Origin of the sequence: Parafrankia sp. EUN1f (genome assembly GCF_000177675.1) — a bacterium.
Classification (GTDB): Bacteria; Actinomycetota; Actinomycetes; order Frankiales; family Frankiaceae; genus Parafrankia.
This window is the reverse complement of sequence record NZ_ADGX01000130.1, coordinates 1-23,812: the sequence shown is the minus strand read 5'-3', so window position 1 is coordinate 23,812 and position 23,812 is coordinate 1. Positions and strand designations below refer to the sequence as shown.

At 69.3% G+C, this 23,812-nt stretch carries 31 protein-coding genes and 1 pseudogene; 18 read left to right on the top strand and 14 right to left on the bottom strand.

The features are described 5' to 3' along the window. From FREUN1FDRAFT_RS29035 to FREUN1FDRAFT_RS28985, 12 genes are all read left to right on the top strand, one after another. The coding region (locus tag FREUN1FDRAFT_RS29035) for a tyrosine-type recombinase/integrase (RefSeq protein WP_006543870.1) at positions 1–286 on the top strand (286 nt) is incomplete at its 5' end. Positions 287–625: 339 nt separating this feature from the next. Then, a complete protein-coding gene (locus FREUN1FDRAFT_RS29030; RefSeq protein ID WP_006543869.1) occupies positions 626–925 on the top strand; it encodes a hypothetical protein in 300 nt (99 codons plus the stop codon). Then, positions 922–1,239: a hypothetical protein gene (locus FREUN1FDRAFT_RS29025; RefSeq protein ID WP_006543868.1), complete on the top strand. Its 318-nt coding sequence runs from the start codon at positions 922–924 to the stop codon at positions 1,237–1,239. The genes FREUN1FDRAFT_RS29030 and FREUN1FDRAFT_RS29025 overlap by 4 nt, the downstream gene beginning before the upstream one ends. Further along, positions 1,232–1,729, top strand: coding sequence for a hypothetical protein (locus FREUN1FDRAFT_RS29020; protein WP_006543867.1), 498 nt, complete (start codon positions 1,232–1,234; stop codon positions 1,727–1,729). The genes FREUN1FDRAFT_RS29025 and FREUN1FDRAFT_RS29020 overlap by 8 nt, the downstream gene beginning before the upstream one ends. After that, positions 1,722–2,021: a hypothetical protein gene (locus FREUN1FDRAFT_RS29015; RefSeq protein WP_006543866.1), complete on the top strand. Its 300-nt coding sequence runs from the start codon at positions 1,722–1,724 to the stop codon at positions 2,019–2,021. The genes FREUN1FDRAFT_RS29020 and FREUN1FDRAFT_RS29015 overlap by 8 nt, the downstream gene beginning before the upstream one ends. Then, positions 2,014–2,379 (top strand): hypothetical protein, encoded by a 366-nt coding sequence (locus FREUN1FDRAFT_RS29010; protein ID WP_006543865.1) that lies wholly within the window; start codon positions 2,014–2,016, stop codon positions 2,377–2,379. Before FREUN1FDRAFT_RS29015 ends, FREUN1FDRAFT_RS29010 begins: the two co-directional genes overlap by 8 nt. Further along, positions 2,376–2,648: a hypothetical protein gene (locus tag FREUN1FDRAFT_RS29005; RefSeq protein WP_006543864.1), complete on the top strand. Its 273-nt coding sequence runs from the start codon at positions 2,376–2,378 to the stop codon at positions 2,646–2,648. The genes FREUN1FDRAFT_RS29010 and FREUN1FDRAFT_RS29005 overlap by 4 nt, the downstream gene beginning before the upstream one ends. Further along, positions 2,645–2,800 (top strand): hypothetical protein, encoded by a 156-nt coding sequence (locus tag FREUN1FDRAFT_RS44365; RefSeq protein ID WP_006543863.1) that lies wholly within the window; start codon positions 2,645–2,647, stop codon positions 2,798–2,800. The genes FREUN1FDRAFT_RS29005 and FREUN1FDRAFT_RS44365 overlap by 4 nt, the downstream gene beginning before the upstream one ends. Further along, the gene (locus FREUN1FDRAFT_RS29000; RefSeq protein WP_006543862.1) at positions 2,797–2,979 is read left to right on the top strand and encodes a hypothetical protein; all 183 of its coding nucleotides are present in this window, start codon (positions 2,797–2,799) and stop codon (positions 2,977–2,979) included. The genes FREUN1FDRAFT_RS44365 and FREUN1FDRAFT_RS29000 overlap by 4 nt, the downstream gene beginning before the upstream one ends. Next, positions 2,969–3,523 (top strand): hypothetical protein, encoded by a 555-nt coding sequence (locus FREUN1FDRAFT_RS28995; protein WP_006543861.1) that lies wholly within the window; start codon positions 2,969–2,971, stop codon positions 3,521–3,523. The genes FREUN1FDRAFT_RS29000 and FREUN1FDRAFT_RS28995 overlap by 11 nt, the downstream gene beginning before the upstream one ends. Continuing rightward, a complete protein-coding gene (locus FREUN1FDRAFT_RS28990) occupies positions 3,516–3,773 on the top strand; it encodes a hypothetical protein (RefSeq protein ID WP_006543860.1) in 258 nt (85 codons plus the stop codon). Before FREUN1FDRAFT_RS28995 ends, FREUN1FDRAFT_RS28990 begins: the two co-directional genes overlap by 8 nt. 725 nt (positions 3,774–4,498) lie before the next feature. Next, positions 4,499–4,876 (top strand): hypothetical protein, encoded by a 378-nt coding sequence (locus tag FREUN1FDRAFT_RS28985; RefSeq protein ID WP_006543858.1) that lies wholly within the window; start codon positions 4,499–4,501, stop codon positions 4,874–4,876. A 67-nt stretch (positions 4,877–4,943) separates the two neighbouring features. Here FREUN1FDRAFT_RS28985 and FREUN1FDRAFT_RS28980 read toward each other — a convergent pair whose 3' ends face one another. From FREUN1FDRAFT_RS28980 to FREUN1FDRAFT_RS44360, 4 genes are all read right to left on the bottom strand, one after another. Then, positions 4,944–6,086: a methyltransferase domain-containing protein gene (locus tag FREUN1FDRAFT_RS28980; RefSeq protein WP_006543857.1), complete on the bottom strand. Its 1,143-nt coding sequence runs from the start codon at positions 6,084–6,086 to the stop codon at positions 4,944–4,946. Continuing rightward, complete coding sequence (locus tag FREUN1FDRAFT_RS28975) at positions 6,083–6,970, bottom strand: radical SAM/SPASM domain-containing protein (protein WP_006543856.1); 888 nt, start codon at positions 6,968–6,970, stop codon at positions 6,083–6,085. The genes FREUN1FDRAFT_RS28980 and FREUN1FDRAFT_RS28975 overlap by 4 nt, the downstream gene beginning before the upstream one ends. Next, positions 6,943–7,143 carry a hypothetical protein gene (locus FREUN1FDRAFT_RS28970; protein ID WP_006543855.1) on the bottom strand — a complete coding sequence of 67 codons (201 nt, stop codon included), beginning with the start codon at positions 7,141–7,143 and terminating at the stop codon, positions 6,943–6,945. The genes FREUN1FDRAFT_RS28975 and FREUN1FDRAFT_RS28970 overlap by 28 nt, the downstream gene beginning before the upstream one ends. A 231-nt stretch (positions 7,144–7,374) precedes the next feature. Beyond that, positions 7,375–7,839 (bottom strand): hypothetical protein, encoded by a 465-nt coding sequence (locus FREUN1FDRAFT_RS44360; protein ID WP_006543854.1) that lies wholly within the window; start codon positions 7,837–7,839, stop codon positions 7,375–7,377. A 161-nt stretch (positions 7,840–8,000) separates the two neighbouring features. Between FREUN1FDRAFT_RS44360 and FREUN1FDRAFT_RS28960 the strand changes: the two genes are divergently transcribed. The 6 genes from FREUN1FDRAFT_RS28960 (at position 8,001) to FREUN1FDRAFT_RS28935 (ending at position 13,920) form a co-directional block, all read left to right on the top strand. Beyond that, positions 8,001–9,326, top strand: a complete 1,326-nt coding sequence (locus FREUN1FDRAFT_RS28960) for a hypothetical protein (protein ID WP_157475534.1) — start codon at positions 8,001–8,003, stop codon at positions 9,324–9,326. Next, complete coding sequence (locus tag FREUN1FDRAFT_RS28955; RefSeq protein ID WP_006543852.1) at positions 9,323–9,871, top strand: GNAT family N-acetyltransferase; 549 nt, start codon at positions 9,323–9,325, stop codon at positions 9,869–9,871. Before FREUN1FDRAFT_RS28960 ends, FREUN1FDRAFT_RS28955 begins: the two co-directional genes overlap by 4 nt. A 48-nt stretch (positions 9,872–9,919) precedes the next feature. After that, the gene (dnaN, locus tag FREUN1FDRAFT_RS28950) at positions 9,920–11,095 is read left to right on the top strand and encodes a DNA polymerase III subunit beta (protein WP_006543851.1); all 1,176 of its coding nucleotides are present in this window, start codon (positions 9,920–9,922) and stop codon (positions 11,093–11,095) included. A gap of 30 nt (positions 11,096–11,125) precedes the next feature. Then, positions 11,126–11,950, top strand: coding sequence for a hypothetical protein (locus tag FREUN1FDRAFT_RS28945; protein ID WP_006543850.1), 825 nt, complete (start codon positions 11,126–11,128; stop codon positions 11,948–11,950). 165 nt (positions 11,951–12,115) lie between these two features. Beyond that, the gene (locus FREUN1FDRAFT_RS28940; RefSeq protein WP_006543849.1) at positions 12,116–13,378 is read left to right on the top strand and encodes a hypothetical protein; all 1,263 of its coding nucleotides are present in this window, start codon (positions 12,116–12,118) and stop codon (positions 13,376–13,378) included. A 53-nt stretch (positions 13,379–13,431) separates the two neighbouring features. Further along, a complete protein-coding gene (locus FREUN1FDRAFT_RS28935; RefSeq protein WP_157475532.1) occupies positions 13,432–13,920 on the top strand; it encodes a hypothetical protein in 489 nt (162 codons plus the stop codon). Positions 13,921–14,039: 119 nt separating this feature from the next. Here FREUN1FDRAFT_RS28935 and FREUN1FDRAFT_RS28930 read toward each other — a convergent pair whose 3' ends face one another. The 10 genes and pseudogenes from FREUN1FDRAFT_RS28930 to FREUN1FDRAFT_RS28885 all read right to left on the bottom strand — a co-directional run. Continuing rightward, positions 14,040–14,447, bottom strand: a complete 408-nt coding sequence (locus FREUN1FDRAFT_RS28930; protein WP_006543847.1) for a hypothetical protein — start codon at positions 14,445–14,447, stop codon at positions 14,040–14,042. A 48-nt stretch (positions 14,448–14,495) separates the two neighbouring features. Beyond that, positions 14,496–15,317, bottom strand: coding sequence for a hypothetical protein (locus tag FREUN1FDRAFT_RS28925; RefSeq protein WP_006543846.1), 822 nt, complete (start codon positions 15,315–15,317; stop codon positions 14,496–14,498). Continuing rightward, the gene (locus FREUN1FDRAFT_RS45380) at positions 15,314–16,249 is read right to left on the bottom strand and encodes a peptidoglycan recognition family protein (RefSeq protein WP_006543845.1); all 936 of its coding nucleotides are present in this window, start codon (positions 16,247–16,249) and stop codon (positions 15,314–15,316) included. Before FREUN1FDRAFT_RS45380 ends, FREUN1FDRAFT_RS28925 begins: the two co-directional genes overlap by 4 nt. Further along, entirely contained in the window at positions 16,246–16,506 is a 261-nt protein-coding gene (locus tag FREUN1FDRAFT_RS28915) for a hypothetical protein (RefSeq protein ID WP_006543844.1), read from the bottom strand. Before FREUN1FDRAFT_RS28915 ends, FREUN1FDRAFT_RS45380 begins: the two co-directional genes overlap by 4 nt. Further along, positions 16,503–16,781 (bottom strand): hypothetical protein, encoded by a 279-nt coding sequence (locus FREUN1FDRAFT_RS28910; protein WP_035954203.1) that lies wholly within the window; start codon positions 16,779–16,781, stop codon positions 16,503–16,505. The genes FREUN1FDRAFT_RS28915 and FREUN1FDRAFT_RS28910 overlap by 4 nt, the downstream gene beginning before the upstream one ends. Before the next feature lie 82 nt (positions 16,782–16,863). Further along, positions 16,864–17,385 carry a hypothetical protein gene (locus tag FREUN1FDRAFT_RS44350; RefSeq protein ID WP_006543842.1) on the bottom strand — a complete coding sequence of 174 codons (522 nt, stop codon included), beginning with the start codon at positions 17,383–17,385 and terminating at the stop codon, positions 16,864–16,866. Next, on the bottom strand, positions 17,386–17,931 hold the full coding sequence (locus tag FREUN1FDRAFT_RS28900) for a hypothetical protein (protein WP_006543841.1): 546 nt from the start codon (positions 17,929–17,931) through the stop codon (positions 17,386–17,388). Between the two features lie 4 nt (positions 17,932–17,935). Further along, entirely contained in the window at positions 17,936–20,500 is a 2,565-nt protein-coding gene (locus FREUN1FDRAFT_RS28895; RefSeq protein WP_006543840.1) for a hypothetical protein, read from the bottom strand. Beyond that, the gene (locus FREUN1FDRAFT_RS28890; RefSeq protein ID WP_006543839.1) at positions 20,500–22,347 is read right to left on the bottom strand and encodes an SGNH/GDSL hydrolase family protein; all 1,848 of its coding nucleotides are present in this window, start codon (positions 22,345–22,347) and stop codon (positions 20,500–20,502) included. The genes FREUN1FDRAFT_RS28895 and FREUN1FDRAFT_RS28890 overlap by 1 nt, the downstream gene beginning before the upstream one ends. A gap of 40 nt (positions 22,348–22,387) precedes the next feature. Then, positions 22,388–23,812 (bottom strand): annotated as a pseudogene (locus tag FREUN1FDRAFT_RS28885) (hypothetical protein); the annotation flags it as partial.

Sequence of the window (23,812 nt, the reverse complement as noted above, 5' to 3'; positions counted from 1 at the left end):
CGAACGGGTCGCCCGGCGGCATCGGCGTCCGGTGGCGGCGGTCCAGATCGTCGCGGCGATGCCGCTCCCCCCGATCCGCTTCCACGACCTCCGGCACGGCGCCGCCACGATGCTGCTGGCGACCGGAGCCGACATGAAGCTCGTGGCGGACGTCCTCGGGCACGCCTCCGCCAACTTCACGCGAGACGTGTACGCGGTCGTGGCGGAGGAGCTGGCGGAGGCCGCGGCGGCAGCGATCGAGGCGTTCGTTCCCCGGCGGAACCGGCGGCGGGCGGGGTCTGGATGAGGTCCGCACCGAATGTGCAATCCATGTGCAATCCAGAGAGGGTTTTGATCTTGAAAGTGGTTCTAGAAGCGGCCAGGCGCTTCGAACAAATGTTCAAAGCGCCTGGTCAAGGGCGGAGGCTCGGGGATTTGAACCCCGGATGGGCTGTAGACCCAAACCGCATTAGCAGTTCGATTGGGTTCGTAAGGTCCAGCCTGGCCCAGACGGCCACAGTTTGCCTACCTGGGGTTTCGCTCAACTCTTGTCCGGTCCCGACAGGTGTCGTTTGGTCATGGCTGGCGCCCTTTGTGCAATCCGCGTGCTATCCATCTCCGCCGGCCGCCAGCGAAAAGACCGGCCGTGGCTGAGCGCGAGATCCCCGTCCGCGCGGACCAGATCCGCCCCGGCGACCGCATCAACTACGCCGGCGACTGGCGCCCAGTGCGCAGCGCCCAGACGGTCACCATCGTGTACGCAGGCGGGATTCGGCTGGAGTACGAGGCCGACATGGAGCTGACCGTCCGCCGCACCACGGCCGTCCTCGACCTGCTCCCCGCCGACGCCGACCTCGTACACGCCTGGGAGGACCTGCCGGAGCCGGTCGCCAGCTACCGGATCACCCTCACCCCGGCCACCAGCGAGGAGACCGAGACCCGATGATCGAGATTGACCTGACCGACCCGGCAGCCCGGTCCGGCCTCCAGCACGGGGACGTCGTCCGCTATGACGGACCCCAGCTCGTCGGCCCCGGCGGCCTCTGGCGCGAGCTGCTGGCCGAGAACCCGCAGCCGGCATGGGCGTACCTGCCCGACCGGCATAGCCGCTGTGAGCAGGACCCGTGGGCGCTCCTGACCGACCGTGAGGCGGTCTGGGATCTGTGGTGGCCCTGGGCTGGCATGCCGCCACGGGTGACGCTCGTGCTGCGCGGCGGGATGCCGGTCCCGGCCGCCAGCGAGGAGACCGCAGGTGAGTGACCGCCGCAACCCGCCACCTGGCTACACCGTCAAGAACGAGGGTGACGCCGGCTGGTGCGCCCGCAACCCGGCCGGCGACGTGATCGCCATCGGGTGGGCAAGCCCAGCCGCCGCCGTCCACCAGGCGTGGGAAGCCGCCGACGCCATCGCCCGCGCAGACCGCGACCGTCAGCCCGGCTGGTTCGCCCTCTCCGGTGACCGCATCCTCGGCGGCCCGTACGACCACCAGGCCGCGGCGGCCGAGCGCCTCGACCGCTACGTCGACAACGGGACATTCCGCACCGCCTACGGCCGCCGGACCGAGACGTGGACGTTCGAGCCCATGCCCGCCCCGGCCGAGGAGACCAGCGAGGGAGAACGACCCTGTGCGGTCTGCGGAGAGGGAACGCCCGTCAACGAGCAGGCGCCTGACCCGCCCGCTGGTGGCGTGTGGTGCCGGTCGTGCGCGTACGACTCGCGGACCGAAGCCGAGGAGACGAGCCGTGCCTGAGACCGAGCTGACCATCGCGGGACTCCGCGCCCTGCTCGACGCGCCAACCGCCGACGCCGCACCCGTCGGCTCCACCGTCCGGGACACCCGCGACGGCGAAGACGTCGACCTAATCCGCCTTGGGGACAAGGCCTGGGCTTGGTGGGAACTCGACGCCGACGACGAGGAAGGCTGGGAGCTCGACGCGCAGGGGCGCATGGACGACGGCGCCGAGCTGGTAGCGGTCGCGGTCCCGGTCGCGCTACTCCGGGAGCTGCTGGCCCGCACCGAGGATGCCGAGCGCCGTGCCTGACGCCATCACAATGCAGGTCTTCACTGCGGGCGATCCCGAGCCTGCGGCCGGGTCTGGCGCCCTCGCGGTGGTCCACTACGGCGACTACCGCAGGCAGGAGGTGTGGGTCAGAAGCGGCGCCAACATCGGCGCTTGGTACCCGCTCGGTGGCGAGTTCTGGATCATGTGGGATCGGAAGCGGATGCCCCCCGGAGCCACCAAGCAGCACCCGACCTGGGACGACGTGACAGCACGCGGGCCGGTGACGCTGGTCGTGGCCGCGCCCCGAGATGCGTACCGGCAAGGCTGGGCCGACGGGCGACGGCGCCTGCTGGACCAGGTCGAGGAGCTGCGCGACGCCGAGGGAGACGGCCGGTGAGCGCCACCGAGGGCACCACGCCCACACCCGAACCGATCGCCGAGACCCGCATCGAATGGGGCCACCGCCTCGCCGCCACCTACCCCGGACGCGAACGGTTCCAGGACGCCGACGACGTCCACCTGTGCATGGACTGGGACTCACCGCTGAGCGGCCAGCACCGTCCCGTCCGGTCCACGCCGTGCGACAACCCGACGATCAACGGCTACCCGCAGGACCACGTCTGGCGCCGCGTGATCGTCACCGAGTGGCAGGAGACCCAGCCGTGATCATCCTGCTCCGCCCACGCCAGGCCCAGACCGCACCACCGGCCACGCCGTGCCAGCACCCGGCCGACGCCCTCACCACCCGCCGTGCGGGCCTCAGCCGCACCGTGGTCCAGACCTGCCAGTGCGGGCGGCAGTGGACGGTGCAGCCGTGACTGAACCCGCCGACTACCACTGGCCTGCCACCTGCCCCGAATGCCGCCGCCGCGCGAAGTCCGCCGTCGACGAGCTGGCGCAACAGGGAGAGGCCCTTGACGCCGCGCTCATTGCAGAGGCGCAGGTGGCCGCCGTACGGACCCATGTCGCCGACCTGGAGGCCACCCGTGCCGACTGACCGCCTCACCCCGCGTCAGCGTGAGGTCCTCGCACTCGTCGCCGCCGGCCACGGGCGGTGGCGGCGGTACGAGGACGTACCCGCCCTGCACGACGCCATCACCGTAGAGCGGATCAACTCCCGCGCCGTCAGCGCGCTCATCCTCGCCGGCCTGCTCGCCAGCCCCGGCCCGATCCGGAAGTACGGCACGGCACCGGCAGCCCTGACCGACGCCGGCCGCCGCGCGATCGTGCCGACGCCTGAGCCACGTGCCGCCCGCGCACCCCGCATGGTCGAGGTCACCGCCGAAGTCCCCGCCGGCCTCGAAGACACCGCCGTCGACGCCATGCTCGACGCCCTCGACGCCCTCGGTATCGGCGGCATGGGCGCATCCGTCCCCGCCGCCGAGTACGAAGCCCGCCTGGAGCAGGACGAGAAGCTCCGCGCACTGGCCGACTGGCTTATCGGCCTCGACGACGTCACCGATCCCCGCACCCGGATCGTCACCCTGCCCGACATCATCAACCGGGCCCGGCAGGCCCTCGGACAGGAGCGCCATGACTGAGGACCCGCGCCGCCGCACCGGCATCACCATCCAAGCCGGGCCCGCACCCCTCGCGCTCTGGCCCGCGCTCGAAACCGCACTCGTCCGCGCCGCCGCCGAACTCGGCGTGAAACTCCGCGCGATGCCCGTGGGCGCACCCGACCTCGACGTGCCGTGCGTCAACCTCGACGCCGCCGGCACGCCGGCCGAGCCTGACAGCAGCCTCGCGCAGCCTGACGCAGTGTCAGGCACACGCGAGGATCCGGGCTGATCCCCCGAAAATTGGACATAGCCGACGACTGTTAGCTACGTGTCAACAACAGATCCGAGTCGGTATCGACATGGCAATGACCTGGGCAGATGCTCTCCGTCACGCAAGTCGCACGGTTCCACAGCATTGGGGGTGGCGTTATGGAAGGTGCACGTCGACTTCACGCCACGCAGCTCGTCGGAGGGGCGAGCTGCACGGTGTAGGCCGACAGCCGGGTGTCCGACGCCGCCGACTATCCCCCCTGTCTTGGCGTCGGGCACCCGGGGCCACCCCCGGGGGCGCCTTATCGGAGGCTCTGCGTCCCAGCGGCAAGTTGCGCCCGTGTCGTCGGCGCATCCTCGGGCACCGGCGGGTCTACCACCGGCCTGTGTCTGCGCCAACCGGTCCGGTTGGCGTCCAGCCACCGCTCCGCGTCTGCCAGATACCAGAGCCGGTAACGAGGATTCTCGGGATCATCCGGCGGGTGAGAAAGCGCCGGACGCGGGAACCGGTAATCGTTGACCACTTTCGCGGCGCTTGACCTATTGACGGGCTCTCCGCCGCGCGCCCACCCCAGCATCACCCGTATGTCTACGGAGTCGACGAGCTCACCCAACTCCGCGAGACCATCCATGTTTGCGACCATAGGGGCATACGTCGTATGCCACAGACGCAGCACTCGGCGTATGGTGGCCTCATCTCCCGACGGGGAGGAGCAGTAGTCCCACCTGCGGGAGGAGGGCCGGATGACGGCGGCCTACACCATCCACACGTCCCCCGGCGCAGTTACCGTCACCCTGGACGCCGGTACAAGCGCCATCGCCGCGGCGGAAGCTCTGGACCAGTTCCGATTCTCGGCGTTCGTTTTTATGGACGCATGCCGAAACAGCCAAGGCAAGATCGTTGTCAGGCTGCGAACCCGCAGACCCGACGCGGACGGCGGATTCTGCTCATACCAGCAGCACATATCAGCAATCTGGATTCACCCAGAAGCCACCGTTTTCGAAATTCAGGCCGCGCTCATGCGTGCGCATCGAGACCGTATGACGCTACGAACCGTCGACCTCAATGGCGCACATACGGTGGTCGGCCTGGTCTCAGCCAAGGCTGCGGACCGCAGCTGACCATCCCGGGGGCATGACTGTGGCCCGGTACCGACCCACGGGGGGCGGTACCGGGCCACAGCTGTAACTACAGGGCCGGGGCCGCGGGGATGACCGCCCGCCACGTCCCGCGGCGCAACGCGATGGCCCCATCCTCGCGGATCATCACGTTGGCGCCCAGGAACGGGGCCATGCCGTGGCGGAGCCACTCGTCCCGAACCTCATCCAGGATGTCCCACAACCGCCGGGGCCCGCTCTGGTGGACTGTCGGCGGCTCGGTGTCGAGCGCGGTGGCGCGTGCCCAGGAGCCGTCAGGGTGGGCCATCAGCGCCGTGTGCCTGCCGTCGTCCTCCCTCCAGTAGTGGTGCTCGATCCCCGGCGCCGCCAGGTGGAGCATGGTGGACAGCTCCCAGGCGTCCGCGATGTGCAGGACCGGATACCGGCCGGTGGTGACCTTCTCGCCCTCCCGTTCGGCGAGGACGCTCCAGGCGACGGGGATGGTGGCCGGGTAGTCCGGGCCGCTGCGGGCGCTCATGAACCCGGCCCAGTCCCGCTCGATCTGCCCGTGTACCCCGTCAGCTGTCTTCGTGGCGGTGAGGATCATCCACGTGCCGCGGATCGTCGTCACCAGCCGTCCGCCAGGGCGAAGCGCGGTCAGCCAACCTGGGGGGATGCTGGGCACGGACATCATCGAGATGATCCGGTCGTACTGGCCTGGCAGCGGGGCGGTCGCATCCGCTGTGAGCACCGTGGGGTGCAGGTCGAGCCGGGCCAGCCTCCGCGCCGCGGCGGACACCAGGTAGGGGTCTACGTCCAGACTCACAACATGCTGATCGCCATACCTGCGAGCCAGCAGAGCTGCGCCGTACCCGGAGCCCGTGCCGACATCGCAAATGTCCAGGCCCCGGGTCAGATGCCCGTACCGGTACATCGTCAGGACCAGAGACGGCTCCGTTGACGACGACGTCGGCAGACCTTTTGGCCGGTCGCCGCCGTCCGCATGGTCCGCGTGCAGCGACCCGATGCGGGTCACCAGCGAACGGTTCGCGTAGGCGCCGGCAATGTCGCCGTGCCGTGGCATCCACGCCCCGCCGTCGCCGTCCCGCTCCCACCAGGATGGCACGAGCAGATGCCGCGGGGTGTTCGCGATCTGCTCGTGCCATCGGGAGCCAGGATGGGTCACCTGGTCGGCCAGCGCGCGGGCGTGCGCCCGCCACTCCTCAACGCTCATCGGCGATTCCAGTCCGGCTGGCAGGCCTGCTGCTCCGCCGGTGGACAGTCCCCGCCGTCGAGCTTGGGCTTACAGCTGTCGTCATCCGGTTTGCAGGCCGCGCGGGGGGCAGGTACTGCGGCCAGCGCCGTCCGCCACTGCTCGCCGGCGAGCAGCTGGTCGAGCGGCGTGTCCCGCACGTTTCCCCCGGACAGCCAGCGTCCCATCCCGCACGGCACGAGCTTGCCGTCCGGGAGGATCGCAGCCCTGGTAGTGCCGCAATGTCCACACAGCCCCGCAGGGTCAGGAGCACCCGCGGCGGCGCGGCCGAACGACCGGACCCGGTCCCGGCCGACCCTGGTTACGCCCAAGACGCGAAGTTCCGCCTCGGCGGCAGCAGCGTCGGCCTCCGAGGCGGTTTCGATCACGGCCACACGCAACGTTAGCCCGAGCTCCACCGCCTTGACGATGTTCGCCCGTGTCTTCGCGTGCGACCCACGCCGGCCGGTGGCCTGGTCATGGGCGGCAGGCTCCGGAGAGTAATAGGAGGTGGCGACAGACACCCCGGGCAGGCCGTACACCTCCCACAGCGTGTCAGTGACGAACGTCAAATTCGTGTACACCTCGACGCCCAGGTTCGCCCCCAGGGCGTGGCGGACAAGCGCGGGCAGGTCCGGATGCAACGCGGCCTCACCACCGATGAGCTGCACTCGGGCGACCCCAACACTGGCCGCCAGGTCGATCAGCGCGTACCAGTCGCCCAGGCTCATCGTCCCGTGCCCCAGGCCCGGAGCCGACTCGGCGTAGCAGTGGCCGCACACGAGATTGCACCCGTAAGTGATCTCCAGGGACAGGGTTCGTGGCACCTGCGGGGCGTCTACTCGGGCAGCGATGGCTGCGGGCATGAGCCGTCCTCCATGTTGATCGTGGGGTGGGCGAAGTCGTCGAACTCGCCGCGCTTCACGGCGTCGATGAAATCCAGCCACGCCTTCGGGGTCATCCCCACGGCCACGGGCGAATGCGACGTCGTCAGCGTGACCATGTACGGGCCGCGCGCCACCTGGACCGGGGCCACCACACCGGGCGTCCTGCGACTCGGCGACCGCCACTCGGTGACGGGCGTCCTCGGGGTTGGGAGAGGCACGGCGGTCCTTCCTGGTTGAGCCCGCCTGCCCCGGCGGGTCGGCACCGGCACCGGGTCAGGCGGGGGCCACCCCACCCACGAGCTGGTCACGCAATGCCCTGCGTCAGGAGATCTCTGGAGCATCAGGGGTTACGTACTTGCGGGTGGGGTGGCGATCGGGGCGGCTCAGTCCTGCGGGATCCGGTCGGGGACGACCGGCCGTGACGGCACGACCGTCCACCGCACGATCTCCCAGCTGAGCCGGGCATAGCCGTCGGCCGAATCCAGCGAGGAGAACCCGGTGACGGTCTCCAGCGGGTCGCCGTCGTCGTCGAGCACGACCACGCTCCACTTCCGCTCGTCGGCGCCAGTGCCAGCCCGGCCGCTGACCGGTTGGACAGCCCGGCGGCCATCGGCGGACAGCCGGCGCACCCCCGCCGGCCAGCTGGTGTGTGGCACCCGCACCGGGAGAGGTGAGGAGGGAGCACTGTCAACGGCCGAAATGACCGGCTCCCTCCCCACCTCATGGCCGCCCGCGGCCTGGCCCCGTGCACCGCTTACCAGGCGGTGAGGCGATGGGGTGGTCTCGGGGCGGCCCTCGGCGGACGCCCGGCCGGCGGACCCGCCGGGCGCATCCGTGCTGCTGTCCACGTGCGCTCCTCTACAGGTCCGGGGAAGTGGCCGGCGTGTGTCCCGCCGTGCAGGACCAATCACACTGTGCGTGACCTGTGTCGTGAAGGGTGAGATCGTCTGTTCCAGGGGTGGAACATCGTGTTCCACCCCTGGCGCGTGACCGGCCGAGGGGGAACGTGGTGCACGCTGACGATGCCGAGGCATTGACGGAACAGCTCGCTGAGCGGTTTCGTCAGCTACAGGCGCAGCACCGCCTTACCGCAGTGGAGCTCGAAGCCCGCACCTTGCACAGCCGCAAGAACGTGGGTTGGATCCGCACCGGTGGCCGCCGGCTCCCCGCGCATCACGTCCTGCAGGCATACGACGAGGAGTTCGGGACTGGCACGGAGCTCGCCGACCTCGGCCAGCGGATCCGAACAGCACGAACTCTCGTTCGAATGCGGACGATGCAGGCTCGGGCAGACGCAGGCACGCAGACTCCGACAAGGGACACCGACGAGGAGGTGAGACAGACGGACCGGCGACAGGTGATCGAGCTCGGTGCGCTGTCCGCGCTCGCCCTCTCCACCCACCAGCGCATGAACAGCGCCGTGGAAGACGCGACCCTCGACGAACTCGAAGCTGACGCGGATGAAATCGCGCGGGCCTACGGGTCAGCCCCACATGCGGCGCTGCTGCCCGAGGTCGGTGGACGCTGGCAGCAGGTCCGGGACATTCTCGACGGCCCGATCAGCCCGCAGGCCCGACCACGGGTGGTCACCCTGGGCGGCCAATTCAGCTACTTCCTCGGCCGGCTGGCATTCAACGCCGGTGACATGCGCTCCTCCCGCCGGTTCACCCGGCTCGCGGACATGTACGCCACGGAGACACGAGAGCCGGTCCTCCTGATGTCGGTCGCGACACTGTGGTCCAGCATCGCCTACCACACCGGCAGGTACCAGGAGGCCGCCGCCGCACTGCACCGCGTCCACAACGTCCGCGATCCCTACATGGACGCCAGGGTCGCCGCCTACGAGGCACGCACATTCGCGAAGCTCGGAGACCATGACGCTGCCAGGCAGGCCCTGGACCGGATGGAGCGGACCGCGTCGACCCACACCCCGATCCCTGGCGAAACCCCTGTCGGCCCGGCCGCCGTCGCCATGTTCCGCTCTGGCGTCGCGATCACACTCGGCGACCGGACGATGGCCACCGAGTGGGCTCCACTCGCGGTCGAGGGATACCGCCGCGGCGGCGGCGACTTCACCGTCGAGGAGTCACAGCACGCTGATGTGACGATGGCACTGGCACACGTGGCTGGCCGCCACAGGGCCACCGAGCCAGAGGAAGCGGCCCGAATCGCTCAGGTCGTCCTCGCCGCGAGACCGACCCACACCGTGATCACGAGGCTCCGTCAGTGCGCCGAAGCGTTTCACCCAGGCGATCGGGAGCTTCCTGCGGTCGCCGCGTTCCTTGACGGCTGGCGCGCGTTGCCCGCGCTTCCTGTGGGAACGTCCGTGCAGTGACGATCCCCACGATCCCCACGCTCACCACCGAACGTCTGACCCTCCGCCCGATCCACAACGACGACGTTCCCGCCTACCTGGCGATCTGGTCGGATCCCGAGTTCACCCGGTACATCGGCGGCGGCTCGACCCCAAGCCGGGACGGGATCTGGCATGCGATGGCTGGCAACATCGGATGCTGGGCGTTGACCGGCGTCGGTCCTTGGTCGGTCATCTCGAACGAAACCGGCGAGCTGGTCGGCCGGGCAGGCCTGTGGGACGAACCAGACTGGCCCGGCGTCGAAGCCGTCTGGTTCATCGGCCGTACGTGGTGGGGCCGCGGCTACGCCACCGAGGCCGCCACTGAAGCGATCAACTGGGCGTTCGACCTCCGGCCCGAGCTGGCCGAGGTGGTGTCAACCATCGCGCCTGCGAACACGCCGTCGATCCGGGTGGCCCTGCGGTTGGGGATGACGCTCGCCCGTACGGAGTTCCTCCACGGCGCTGACCACCACGTCTACACGATCACCCGCGACGCTTGGACTGCCCGAGCCGTGAAGGTCTGACCGCCCCGCCACCCGAACATCCGTTCGCCCGGGGCGCACAATGGGAGGGTGCGTCTCACCGTCGACCGTGACAGCCTCGCCGATCTCGTCCCCTGGGCTGCCAGAACTCTGCCCTCCAAAGCGACCACCCAGTTGCAGGTGCTCGCCGGCCTGCTCCTCGAAGCGGATGGCAGCGCGCTTCGGGTGTCGGCCTACGACTACGAGGTGGCTACCACTGGCGCCGCGGATGCCCGCGTTGTCGAGGAAGGCCGGGCACTGGTCAACGGCAAGATGCTCGCCGACCTGGTCAAGTCACTGCCGAAGGCCCGCGTCGAGTTGGCGGTGGACGGAACCCGGCTGACGATCACATCCGGTTCGGCGAGCTTCAAGCTGCCGATGCTGCCCTCCGAGGACTACCCGGCCCTCCCCCCGATGCCGGACCTGCTCGGCACCGTGGACGCAGGCCTGTTCGTGACCGCGGTCGGCCAAGTGGGAATCGCCGCCGGCCGGGACGACACCCTTCCGGTACTCACCGGCATACGGGTCGAGTTCTCCCCGAAGACGATCACCCTCGCGGCCACGGACCGGTACCGCCTCGCGGTCCGCACCATCCCCTGGGAGCCGGCGCCCGACGCGGACCTGACACTCACCCTCCTGATCCCGGCCCGCACCCTCTCGGACATCGCACGCGCCGCCGGAGAAGGCCGGATCACCATCGCCGCGGCCGGCCAGAAGAAGGCCGAAGGACGCGGGAGCGGGGAGCCCGCGTCCGCCGGCTTCGACGTCGCCGGCCGGCAGACCACGACCCGTCTCATCGAGGGAACGTTCCCGCCGTACCGGAAGCTGCTGCCAGATTCGACACCGCTGATCGCTGAGGTCGAGATCCCGCCGCTGGCCGCCGCGGTCAAGCGGGTGGCGCTGGTGGCATCCCGCACCGCCCCGGTACAGCTCACCTTCGCCCCCGGCCTGCTCGCGCTCGAAGCCGGCGCCGGCGGGGAGGCCCAAGCCTCCGAGACGCTGGCGGTCGCCTACGACGGTCCCGAGCTCAAGGTCTCGTTCAACCCGGCGTACCTGCTCGACGCGGCCGGCGCCATCGAAGACGACCTGGTGAGGTTCGGGTTCGCCACCGAGGAGCCTGAGATCGCCGCAGTGAAGCCCGCGATCCTCACCGGCAAGACCGGCGGCGACCCGGCGGAGATCCCCGACTACCGGTACCTGCTGATGCCGATCCGCCTCAACGGCTGACCAGTCACACCGACTGGTTACGCTCCCCGCATGGCTGCTGACCCTGACCGGTTCCTCGTCGAGGTCCGGAACCGGTACCCGAATCTTCTCGGTGCGCTGCGGGACATGGCGGGAAAGCGGGGGGTGCCGCCGCTGCCGGAGTGGCCGGAGTGGTGCTGGCTCCCGATGGCCGCAGCCGCGAGTGCCGCAACTCACCCGGAGGACATTGCCCGTCTGGCCGCGGTGTCGACGTGGTGGCTCGACCGCGCTGTGATCGAGGTAGACGAGGATCTGGCCTCCCGCCACATTCCCGCGCCAGACCGGGACATCCGCATCGACCGGGAGCGTCTGCTGACAGGTCTGCCGTCCTGGTGTCCGTACGTGCTGGTACCTGAGCCCCCCACCGCGGCGCCGGCCGGGTTCTGGCCCTGCGGCTTCTTCGTGCACACCGAGTGGGACGCGGCCCGAGGCGGGGCGCCCGAACTGCGGATCCTCGCCGACATCGACGGCACATGGGACGGGCTGGTCGCGGTTCCTGTGCACGCCGATCAGCCGACGGTGCGCTGGTCGGCCCAGGACGCCGCCCGGCTGATGGCCACGAACGCCGCGGCGAAGCTCGTTCCCGACGCCCAGGGAGACTTGCTGACCGGCGCGGTGGAGCTCGGGGAGCTGCTGGCCCGGCTGGTGTGGCCGCTGGTCGCCGCGCTGGTGGACCCGGCAGGCCGGGCTATCGGCCGGGACCGGCCGGGTGAGGTGCTGGAACGTGTGCAGCCCGAGCGGCGCGGCGATGTCGTGGTGTGGCCGCGACGGCCGCGGACGTCGTCCTGGCGGATGACCGCCGGGCCCGCGCCGCGGCCGGGACTGCGGTCGGTCTGAGGTGCGCCAGTAGTCTGTGCTGGCCGGTCCGGTGGGGTGCCTTCGACAGCAGCTCCTCCGGGCCGGTTTCCTTTGCAGAAAAATTGGCAAGCTGGCTTGCTAATTACGGGTGGTGCCTGTCATGCTCGATCACGTCGAAGGCACCCCTGTAGGAGCGAGCACACCATGACCCGGATCACCGTCCCGCCCATCCCGGACCGGCTCACCGGTTGGCGCAAGACCATCACCGCCCTGAACGACCAGGCCCGCGGCGGCTTCGCCATCACCGGCGAGTGGCTGCAGCCCGGCGACATCGTCGACGTTCCCGCCGACATGCTGATCATCGCCGTGGACAAGACGTTCATCGGCCACGCGCCGGTATCCCGCTTCTCCGACGGCGCCGCCCGCTACGCGGCAACCGTCACCCTCCACCGCGCCAGCGAAGACGGCCTCACCACCATCTGGACCCGCGCGTTCAAGGACTCGACGTCCGCGCTCGGTGCGACGACCCGCGCCCAGATCCGCAAGGCCCTCACAGCGCACCCAGCACCCACCGGCCCGGCAACGGTCGTCACCGAAGCCCGCCGGCCGAACCGGAAGGACGGCGCCTGCCGCTGGTGTCACAACCGGGTGCCCGCGCAGGCCGGTCACTTGGTCGGCCACGGCGACGACCTGCTGGTTGAGCACTGGCAGACCTGCCCGCCCCGGCTTCTCGCTAACGGCCCGCTGAACTGCGGGCTGTGCGGTGTCGAGCTGCTCGACGCGAACGGCTACCGGGCACCCGACCCGGCCGAGGTCGTCATGGTCCGCGAGGGTACGGGCCACTGGGAGCCCCGCCACGCCGCCCGCCTGAACTGCACCGAGAACCGGCTGGAGTCCGCGACCGAGCGGCGCGCCCGCGACGCCGCTGCCCGTGACGCGGAGCAGGCCGCGTTCCAGTCGCGGCAGGCGGCTGCGCAGAAGCGGGAGGATGCGAAGGCCCGCCGGGAGCAGGCCCGCCGGGACGCCGCCGACGCCGAAGCCGCGCGGGTGAAGGATCTGAAGGTGACCAGCCGGAAGGTCAGCAACCTGTACGACAAGGGCCTCGGCGAGGGCCAGCGGGCCCGCCTCGACGAGTACGTCGACACCCTGTCGGACGGAACGACCACCACCCGATGGGCGGTCGTCACCTACACCGGGGGCACCGTCGGCAGCTTCACCGTGGATGGCGACTGGGGCGGCGACGACCCCGAGGGCAGCGCCATCTACCACTACAAGCCGACCGCCCGCATCGCCTACCAGCGGCTGAAGTACACCCCGCCGGCCCGCGAGCCGTACGAGCCGGGTGGCGAGTGCGCCGAATGCCACGGCGGCGGAGCCCGCTACACCCGGTTCGACTCCTCCGGCATCGAGGGCAAGGTCTGCGCCCGCTGCAACGACAACCCCGACTACCTGCTGTCGTTCGCCTGACCATCCCCGCCGGGCCCGCGGTTGGCGGGCCCGGACCGCCGCCAAGGAGCACCGTGACCGATCCACCAATGACCCGCGCCGAGCTCGCCCGCCGGTACGGCGTCGCCCAGTCGGCCATCACCCGCGCACTTCAACGCGCCCAGGAACGCCACCAGCAGGACCCAGACCGGCACCCGGCCCCGCCCGCGGCGCTGAACCCCGACTCGGCCCACCCGGTGTGGCCGATCGCCGAGTTCGACAGCTGGTGGAGAAGCCGGCCCGGACGCGGACGTCCACGCCGTTCAACCACGCGAGAGGAACCAGACATGGATCACGACGAGTCGGCTCGGCCGCACCGACGGATCGAGCACATAGACGAGAAGAACGCCAAGGTCTACATCGGCAACCGGCTCATTGGCGAGGTCCGCCAAGGTCTCAACGGCAGATGGTTTTCCGCCAACCTCGACCAGATTTCCTGGTCAGACGACGCATTCTTCTCCGGCCGGGACAACATCGCCGGGACGGGCGCTCCGACGGCTACCGAGGCCGCGAACAACCTGTAACCCCGCACACGACTGAAGTGCCGGCCCGTCTCCGGGCATGCGAAAAGCGGCCTGCCACCCCCGACAGACGGGGGTGGCAGGCCGCTTGTGTGTGGTTGCCCGAGACGGGCCGGGGCAGGCTACCCGGCCGGGCGCAGGGCAGCGCGCGGCGTGGCCTCGTTGCGTGTCCACAGGCCGAGCACGGTGGCGACGGCGGCCAGGAACACGGCATCGAAACCGGCCGGCAGGTCCAGGCCGAGCAGCACGCCCAGCGGGATCACCACCTGGAAGAAGCCGTAGAACAGCGCAGGGTTCACACGCTCACCGCCGGCCGCCTGGACCTTCACCGCGCCGATGATGGCGAACAGCGCAGCGGATACGGCGAGGATCGCACCCTGCAGGCCGGGAGTGAGTGCGTCCACCCAGAAGGCGGCCAAGGGCAGGACCGCGGCGAGTACGGCCTGGGCACCACCGAGCAGCGCGGCCGGCTCCCGTGCGGGCAGGGACAGCCGGGCAGTTTCCGGCAGGGACGGGGCGATCAGGGGCATGACAGAACCTCCGAGAGGCGAGTTTGGGGAGGGGTAAGCAGGGGACGGTCAGAAGCCGCGGGCCACGGCCCACGTCGCGTAGGCGCCGGCGAACGCCAGGTCGGCGGCGTCGGGACGGGTCGGCACGGGGACGGGCACCGGCACGGGGACGGGTGCGGCCGGGATCGGGGTGGGTACGGTGACGTCGCCCTGCCGCTGCAGCAGCGCGTCCATGTCGGCCCACGTCAGGTAGGCGCGGCCGTCGAGGCCGAAGCCAGGGCCCCAGCTGTTGGTCAGCCACACCCGCTTGCGGTCCACGTCGATTTCGTCGACGAGGTACTCGTGACCACCTTCGGCGTTGCCTCGGATCCGGAGCCGGCCGTCGCCGGCCGGGGTGAACATCTCGGTGAGCCACACGGTGCCGACCATCACCGGGCCCGCCTGCAGCGCGGTCAGCATCGCCTGCAGGCTGAAGGCGTGGCTGTAGGTCGAGCACAGGCCGACCTGCTGCAGCGCCTTGGCGACGGATAGCCCGTCGGACCCCGTGTCAGTGGGCGGGTAGGTGCCCGGGTAGTCATCGACCTGCGTCGCGACCCCGTACAACGCCACGGCGAACAGCTCGTCGACCCGACGTCCGTTGACCGGCGAGACGGACGCACCGTCACGCACGGCGTTGTCGGTTCCGACCCACCCCGCTGCGGCCTGACCGGTGCAGCTCCCGAGGCTGCCCTGGTCGAACACCGGAACCCGCCGTGTCCATCGCTTGGACTCCAGCGCGCTGGTGGGCACCCCGGCGACCGCGAACCGCAGCGACCGCCGATCGTGACGGATGTGCCGACCCAACCTGTACGGCAGGTCCGGGGTCTCCGGGATGCGGACGATGGTCGTCACAGCGTGGTGCCTCCGGGGGCGACGGTGAGAGTGAGGCTGGAGAGCCGGGCGGACAGCGCGTCCAGCCGGGCGAGCACAGCGGTGAGGTCCACCGCGCCGCCGTCGCCGGCGGTGAGCCGGGCGACGTCCGCGCGGACCGCGGCGAGGTCGGTGCCGATCGCCCGGGTCCAGGCGACCAGCGCTCCGTCGGTGCTGAGGTAGCTGCCGACCCGGGCAACCTCGGTCTCCAGTGCGTAGACCCGCGACTGCAGGTCACCCGCCTTCAGGTAGACAGACCCGAGAGTCATGCCGGCGGAGCCCTGCCGGATCGGCGTCTTCTCGCCGGCCGCGGTGAGGACCTCGGCGAACAGGTCCGCGCGAAGCCGCGCGGAAATCCGGGCAACGTCTTCGTCGGACAGCTGCATGTCGTCCTCCTCGGACGGTGGAGGGGATGTGGGGTAGCCGCGGGCGGCGGCGAGGATGTCGGTCCGGCGGCCGGCACGCAGGTCCCCGGGGCAGGCGTGGCCACCCCAGGAGGCGCCGCCCATCCGATGGGTGCCGAGGCCGTAGCCGTTCGGGTCGTCGGTGATCTGTGCCGGCCAGCCGAACTCGGCCATGCCCCACCGGTAGATCTCGGCGAGTCGCCCGAGCTGCTGCGGGGTGTAGTCCTCGGTGGTGAAGCCCTCGCACTCCACGCTGATCCAGAACCGGTTTCCAGCGGCCTGCGCCCACGCCCGATCCGTGAGGAGCACGTACTCCTCCACGGCGCCCGTCTTGGACACCCACAGATGTGCGCTGACCTGGCTGGCCGCGTTGTCGAACCAGCCGAACAGGGAGCCGTTGCCCTGCTGGACGTGCACGATCAGCCCGCGGGTGGGCACGACGATCCCGCCGGCCGTGTAGTTCCGCACCGGCCGCCACACGGCACCCGGGTAGCGGGTCGGGTAGCTCACCGCACGACCCCCAGCGACCAGAGAGACCAGATGGCGACCACGGCCGGAATCACTGCGGCGACGGCGAGTACGGCGGCGGTCCGGAGCCGGCCCGCGGTGTCCTCCGCCGACCTCCGACCCACCGCCCGCGTCGGCCGCTCACCAGCGGCACGCATCCGGGCGTCGACCTCGGCCTCGGCGTCCATCCATGTCGCCCGGTCGATCCGCCGAGCGCGGTGTCCGCCGGGCCCGGTCTCGTCCCACCACTGGCCGCTCACGGCGCACCCGGCCCCGGGTGGTTCCGCACGTGGTCCTCGTAGCGGACGGTCAGCGTCGCCACGGCGGCCTCGGTGCGGTGGACCGCATCCGCCAGGTGCGAGCCGCCGTTCGGCAGCAGCTGCCGGGTCCGCTCCTCCACCGCCCGCATCCGCGTAGCGATCCCCGGAACCTCGTCCTCGCCCCGCCACGGGTCAGCGGGCTGACCGCACACCACGTCCCGGATCGCCGCCTGCTCACTCGCGATCCCCCGGACGGTACGACCGATCCGAGTCACCGCCCACGACACAGAAACACCAATGACCGCCTCAACGGCCAGAATTGCTACCCAGCCCCACGACACGAGCCGCCCCCTATTTTTAAGATGCGAGACGGATCACTGAAATTTGACAGCCTCCGTCGTTAGTTGATGTATTCAGCGATCCGCCTGAGTTCTGCCAGGCGAACAGCTGGATGTACTCCCCGACGTCCATGTGAACGACCCGTAGTGCCATATCGATAAAGGTTTCGACGGGGCTGGCGAGCGCTGGAACGGATGCGGCGCGCAGCGTTGTGCCGTTGCGCTTCATCTTCCCGAACCGGCCGCCTGTCGAGTTAGCGGCGAAAGCGACCACTCCGGCGATCGCGTAGTAGCCCGCGGTGTTCGCTGTAATCTTGGTCGGGTCGCCGCTCGACCACATGTTGTCGACGTTCGGACTGGCCGACCCGAAGGTGATTGCAATGTCAGAGGATGTCGCTATCGACTGCGTGCCCGTGGCGAACGCCCGGCACAGCCCGCCGTCGCAGTCCCGAAGGAAATCCATCATCGATGAGATCTCGTTCATCTTCGCTGCGGTCAGGACCTCGTTTGTCCAGGTGCGAATAGACGGGACCGTTGCCATTTAGAGCGCCCCCACGTAGACCACGGACAGGCCCGAAGCTCCGTCGGTCACGGTCGTGTTCAGTGTCGTTCCCGACGTCTGGCGCGCGACGAGTTCGATGGACTGGCCCACGGTCATCTGCACCAGCCGTGAACCGACTGGCACCAGGGTTGCGAAGGCGGACACCGCAGGTCGGATCGCCGCGCACAGGGGAACCCACGTCCCGCTGTTCGCGTCGTAGCGGATCAGTTTCGCGCTCCGGTAGCCCGTCGAATGCACTTCGAACGCGATGACGCCTGAGACCATGTACCAGCCGTCTGTTTGTGCGTAGTAGCGGCCGATCTGCGTCAGGTCGGAATGGCCGCCGTCCCGGTCGACAACCTCGTCCTGAAACACGATCGGGTAGTCCGTGTCATTGGGGACGTTCTGAATGAGAGACTGGTTGAGCTCGCAGAATCCGCCCTGTCGGCCGTCGAGGAACCGCAGGAAGGCGGATATTTCGTTGAACCGTAGCGACGTGAGTTTGTCGCGTGATCCCCACGTCCGCGATGATGGAACAGTTGCCATTGACCTAATACCATCCCAGCCGGGTCTTCGCCTCACCGAGGGTGGAGCGGGTCAGGTCGGTCGGCTCGTTGGCCTCGTAAAGCTCCGCCATCTCGTACAGGTTCGTGTTCCACGGTGACAGGCCGAGCTCGACCTCAACGTTGCGGGTGGGGCCCTGCGAAGAGAACGACTTTGACTCGACCATGCAGTCGAGCGTGGTCGACGGTGCGAGGTCGGGAAGGCCGACGACCTGGATCCTGTCTCCGATTTCCAGGGTGAGGGCGAGTGGCCACAGTGCCGGCCGTGCCCCCGGCTGCAATATCAGCGTCGCGACCCGCGCGCGGTTCGTCGCGCGCGCTTCCAGCCGGAACCTGCCCGCGGCGATCGGTTCCTCTTCCGACACCACCGACAGTTCGATGTCGTCGGATGGGCGCGCCCCGTACCGGGCCATGGATGCCTCGTCGTACAGCATGGAAGCGGCACCCTGGGTGCGCTTCACCCTGACCACGTTTTCGATGTACTGATCGTCTTTCCGTGGCCGGAACTGTTTCGCGGCCACCGGTGTTCCGTCGACGGCGGTGAACACGGCGGCGGGTTCGGTGTTCACCCTGTAGTGCCGGTTGCGCATCACCATTTTTCCGGCGCCGTCGAAGTAGACGACTGCGCCGCCCTGCGCGGCCACGCTGTTGACCAGCGTCAGCGCGGACGTCTCCGCCCATGTGCGGGGCATGAGGGTGGACAGGCCGCGGTCGACCCGGGTCCAGCACTGCGGCCATCCGATGAGGTTGGCGATGCCGCCGGTGCGGTTGCCTTCCGTCTCAGTGGATCCTCCGGCGAGCCCGACGGACATGTGCGCGTCGATCCGGTCGGAGGACAGGACCCGCTGCCAGAGTGCGAGGTGGCCGACCGGCACGCGCCACGGGTTGCTGACGTTGCGGTAGTAGTGCCGGTACAGCCCGCCGAGGTAGGTGTAATGCTGACGGCCGGCGGCGAACAGTGACGACGAAAAGCTGTGCGTGATGTTTTCGACGTTGGTGCGCAGTCGGATCGTCCACGGCCAGCTCCCGCCGGTGAACGTGACAAAGATCGGCCGGGTGCCGCCTACCGCGTAGTTGTACGCCGTGGCGATGACCTCGCCGGCGCCCGCGATGCTGACCGTGATGACGCCGCCGTCGGTCATCGCCACTTCGATCCCGACCAGGGTGTCATCGGCCCCTGAGACGGTCGTCGGGATGGAGCTGCGGTACAGCACCATCCGTTCGGTCGGGGTCGACGACGGCATTTTCGCCCAGATTTCCAACGTCCACGGAGTGACCGTGTTCGTGGCCGGGTTCCACGCGATGGCCGCCGCGGTGTCGGTCAGCTCGAAGACGTTGCCCGCTCCGTCGGCCGGAACCGACGGGTTGAGCGAAAGCCACTTCTGATCATCGTCGGCCGTCTTGCCGGTGGTCAGCTCGGGAAGCTCGGAATCCGCCCCGAACACCGTGGCGCCGGTGCCGTACTTCGAGGTGAGCATCGACGCCTGTGAGTCGTCCCCGGCGATGGATCCGGCGTCCGTGGATCCCTTCTCCTCGTTGAGCCGGAAATAGGCGTCGGGCTGGTCGAGCATGATTTCGGCGGGCAGGGGTGGGAGCACCTTGGCGCCGAAGAACTTGGATCCGTCGACACACTGGACGTCGACCTCGGACCAGCCGCCACCCCAGACGGTCTGCTCCCATGACTCGGTCTGCCCGGCCCATTCGGGGAAGATGACCCCGTCGACCCGGCGGAGCAGCACGAACCGCTGTCCTGAGTCGATGTTGCCGAGGTAGGGCGCCGGCGCGGTGGTCGAGTCCGGGGTGAGATACCCGTCGGAGTTGATGAGTGTCGCGGTGAGGGTGGATGCCTGCACCGGGCCGAGCTCGTCACTGCGCCCGCGGCGCCACGTCGGGGACGCCTTGACCCGCGGTGAGATGTCCGTGCCGAGGTAGTCGACGGCGCCGGCGTCGAACCGGTGCTGTTCGTCCTGCGGGGCGTCGAGGACGGTCACGCGGAACACCAGTCGGCTGACGGTCGCCGGAGCCAGCCCGACGACGCACAGCGGCATGAACTGGCCGACCCGCTGCGTCACGGTGCTGGTTACCTGACTGATCAGCGTGTTGCTGGCCGTCATGAACGACACCGTGCCCTGCACGACGCGGGCCTGCGCCCCCTGCCATCCGGGCCGGGTGTAGATCAGGGCGCCGTACCAGCGATCGGCGGTCACCGAACCGAGGGCGGACCACCAGAACATCGACGGGTCGCCGGTGCCGGCGGTGTTGCGGTAGACGACGGCCAGCTGCGTGCCGGCGTAGGCCTGCGAGGAAGGCAGGATTTCGAGGGTGGTGTCGGTGCCGGCGGCCCACGTGCCGGCCCCTTCGAACGTCGCGTCATCCCCGTTCAGGATCGGGATGTCGGCGAGGTTCTTGTCGAGGGCGAGGAACGCGAGCAGGTCGACCGGGGTGCCGGATGACGGGGTGCCGATCAGTGCCGGGTCGTAGACGATCGAATCGTCATCCTCGCCGATCCCGAACGTGCCCAGGCCGAAGGTGCCCAGGCCGAAGCCTGGCATCAGGCCACCTCAAGCCCGTAGTAGGCGGCGAACCAGGCGACCACCTGAGAGATCTCGGTGGTGGTCAGCGCGCGGTTGTAGAACGCGAGTTCGGCGAGACCGCCGGTCAGGAAGTTGCCCGATCCGCTGCTGTTGCAGCCGACCCGGACGCCGGGCAGGGCCGCCGATCCGCTGGTGCCGGTGGTGCCGCGGGTGGTGAATACCCGGGAGTCCCAGGCGATGGAGCTGGACGCGCCGTTGAAGACGTGGGCGACGATGTGCCAGCTGGCAATGTCCGGGGTTTCGCGTGCGGCGAGCTCCCCGGCCGCGCCGGCGCCGACCGCGTAGAGGGACGGGCTGATGCCGCCGTAGACGTAGACCCCGGTTCGGCCCGACCACCAGTTCGCGGCGGCGGCCCTGGAGGTGAACCGGCCGACAACGAAAACGGTTATCGGTACTGCGTAGGAGGTTGCCCACGCCCCGGTATCCATGTGCTGCGACGAGCCGGAAGCGAAGTACACGGCCGGCTTGCCGCCCAGGGATGCTGACGCCGCGATGTACGTGGGCCTGTTGCTGCCCGACTGTGTGAGCGGTGTCGTCTGCGCCCCGGCGGCCGGCGCCCAGCTGGACACCGGGTCGTTGTTGGCCAGGGCCAGAGTGCTTGCTCGCCACCACGACAGCAGGCCGGACAGCGAGCTCGGCGACACGATGTCCGGGGTGACCAGCTGCATCCCGGCGAGACGCGGGGACCGCAACGCGACGGCGAGCAGGTCCGCCATTTCCGCGTATCCGCGGTCCGTCTGGTGGATGTCGTCGCTCGAAATGATGTTGTAGTGGTCGACGGACTGCGACTGTGGGTAGACGCTGCCGATGTCGACCCAGGCGCAGTTCATCGGGTCGTTGGCGGCGATGTCGCGCAGCTGATCGCCGTACGCGCTCCACGGGTATGACGGGCTGGTGACGTCGAACCGGCGGTAGGTGGAGACCAGGAGGAAGCTCGGCGGCGGGTACTGTGCCGCCCTGATGTTGTCGATGATCGTGCGGACGGTCGTGCCGAACGTGGCCGGTGCGACCCCGGTTTCGTAGTCGTTGCTGCCCAGCATCAGGATCACCAGGCCGGGCAGCAGCTGCCCGCACCTGGTGGCGATCGACGCGGCGCCGCTGAAGTCTGCGGCCACCGACCCGGACTTACCTGACGTGTAGACCTGCACCCCGGACGACTCGTCCCCGTTGTGCGCGTACACGCCAGAGATCGCGCACGCACCGACCGCCGTGATCAGGATCGAGTGCGAGCCGGCCGCGACCGTGCCGCTGGACCATGTCCCGTCGTGCCGGTTCGCCGACCCGGATGTGCTCGGCGTGACCGTCGTCGCGGCCCCGCCGTCGACGCTGACCGTGAACTGGCCGGAGGTCGGCCCCTGCTCGAACAGGACGGTGAAGCTCGTACAGGGGTTGATGGTGCGGCCCATCGTCGCCCCGGCCGCCAGCGTCGTCGTCGACAGGCCGAGGCCCACCGCGGTCGTACCGGTGGTGCCGGTGAGCGTCCACCCGGAGTCCCCGGCCATGAAATAGGCCCCGCCGACCACCCCGGTCGGGTTGTAATCGCGGTGCAGCGCGTCACCCAACCTGTTCGTGTACCGGCGATCCAACGCGCCGGCACCGAACCCGGCGGTGGTGCTCGACCCGATGGCCACCACCCGCGCCGCGCCGTACCAGCGGTTGCCGAGCGCGGCCCGCCAGGATCGGAGCGCCTGCACCGACCGGGGCGCCTCCACCTCGGTGTCAAAGGCGTCGAAGGCATCGACGATGTCCCCGCCCCACACGTCGGCCGGGGACACGGACAGCGCCGGAAGGGTGTAGTCGACCACGATTGCTCCCGAACCAGGTAGGTGAGGCGGCGGGCCGCGACTAGGCGGCGATGCCGGCAGAGCCGCCGTTGCGGTCGGCGTGCTTGTTGAGCTCGTTGCGGATGGGGACCGCGATGTCGCGCGCGAGGCGGGCGATTCCGGCCGAGTCGGCGAAGACGTTGCCGGTGAACTGGACGTTGACCGGCGTGGAGCCGCCGCCCGCGGTGGATGTGACCGCCCCGGCGGGTGCGGGCCCTACCGCGTTCATGGCCAGGTCGGCCAGTGCCGGCGCCACCTGTGAGAGGTAGGTGGCGACCTGCGGCCACTTGGCTTGCAGGCCGTCGAGCAGGGACGACATGATCGCCCCGCCGGCGGGGATGAGCAGCTGCCGGTCGTAGGGCAGGGGGCCCTTCAGATCCTTGATCTTGCTGCCGAGGCCGCCGACCCAGCCTGAGACGGTCTTCCAGCCCTCTTTGAGGCCGCCGAAGAGGCCGTTCATGATCGCTTTGCCGGCGTCGACCAGCCACCGACTCGCGTCCGCGAACAAGCCGGTGATCTTGGCGCCGAGGCCGGCGAACCAGCCGACGATCCCCCCGACCGCCTGACCGACCGTGCCGACCAGCGCGGTCAGGACGCCGATCATGATGCGGATCGCGCCGACACCCACCGTGATCGCCGCCGTCAAAATGTTCTGTACCGTCAAAGCCAAGTTGACGATGATTTGCGTGAGCGGAACAATGATCGGCATTAGCGCGTTGAGGAGCTGAACGACCAATTCCGCGATAACCGAAATCAAGGGCACGAAAGCCAGGTAAAGCTGCAGGAAAGCCGGTATCAAAGGCAGCAAAGTAGGTAGGAGCTGAACGACCGCGTCAACGATGGCAAACAGTGCCGGGCTGGCTTCCTGTAGGGCGATAACCAGTTGATCGGCGAGAGTCTGCGCCATCTGGATGATCACCGGTATGATCGGCTGCAAACCGACCAGCAGTCGGGAAAGCAATTCACCGGCGATCATTACGATGGGGCCTATCAGCTGCAGGAAGACCCCGACCAGCTGACCGACCATCGGGAGAAGTGGTGCTATCGCAACAAAGACCTTGCCGAGCGCCTGAGCGATCATGAAGATCGTCGGTTCGAGCGCCTTCATGATCTCCGAAAGGCCCTTACCGAAGGCCACCGCCAACTGCCCGACCGGCTTCGCCAATTCGGTGAGAGCGGGGCCCATCAGCCCGACCGCGCCCAGGATCTTCAGGAACGGACCGAGGGGGCCGGTCGCGAAAAGCATGAAGATGGGCATCAGTTCCGTGAACATCGGCGCAAGCTGCTGGATGCTGGGTAGCAGCTGCTCAAGCACCTTGAACACGGTCTCAAGGGCGGAACCGAGAGTTCCGGAGAAAGCTGCCGCCAGCTGGCGGACAATCTCAAGGACGGCCTTGTCTCCGTGAATCTGAGAAACGCGGAAGAGAGCGACTCCAGCGTGTTGAGG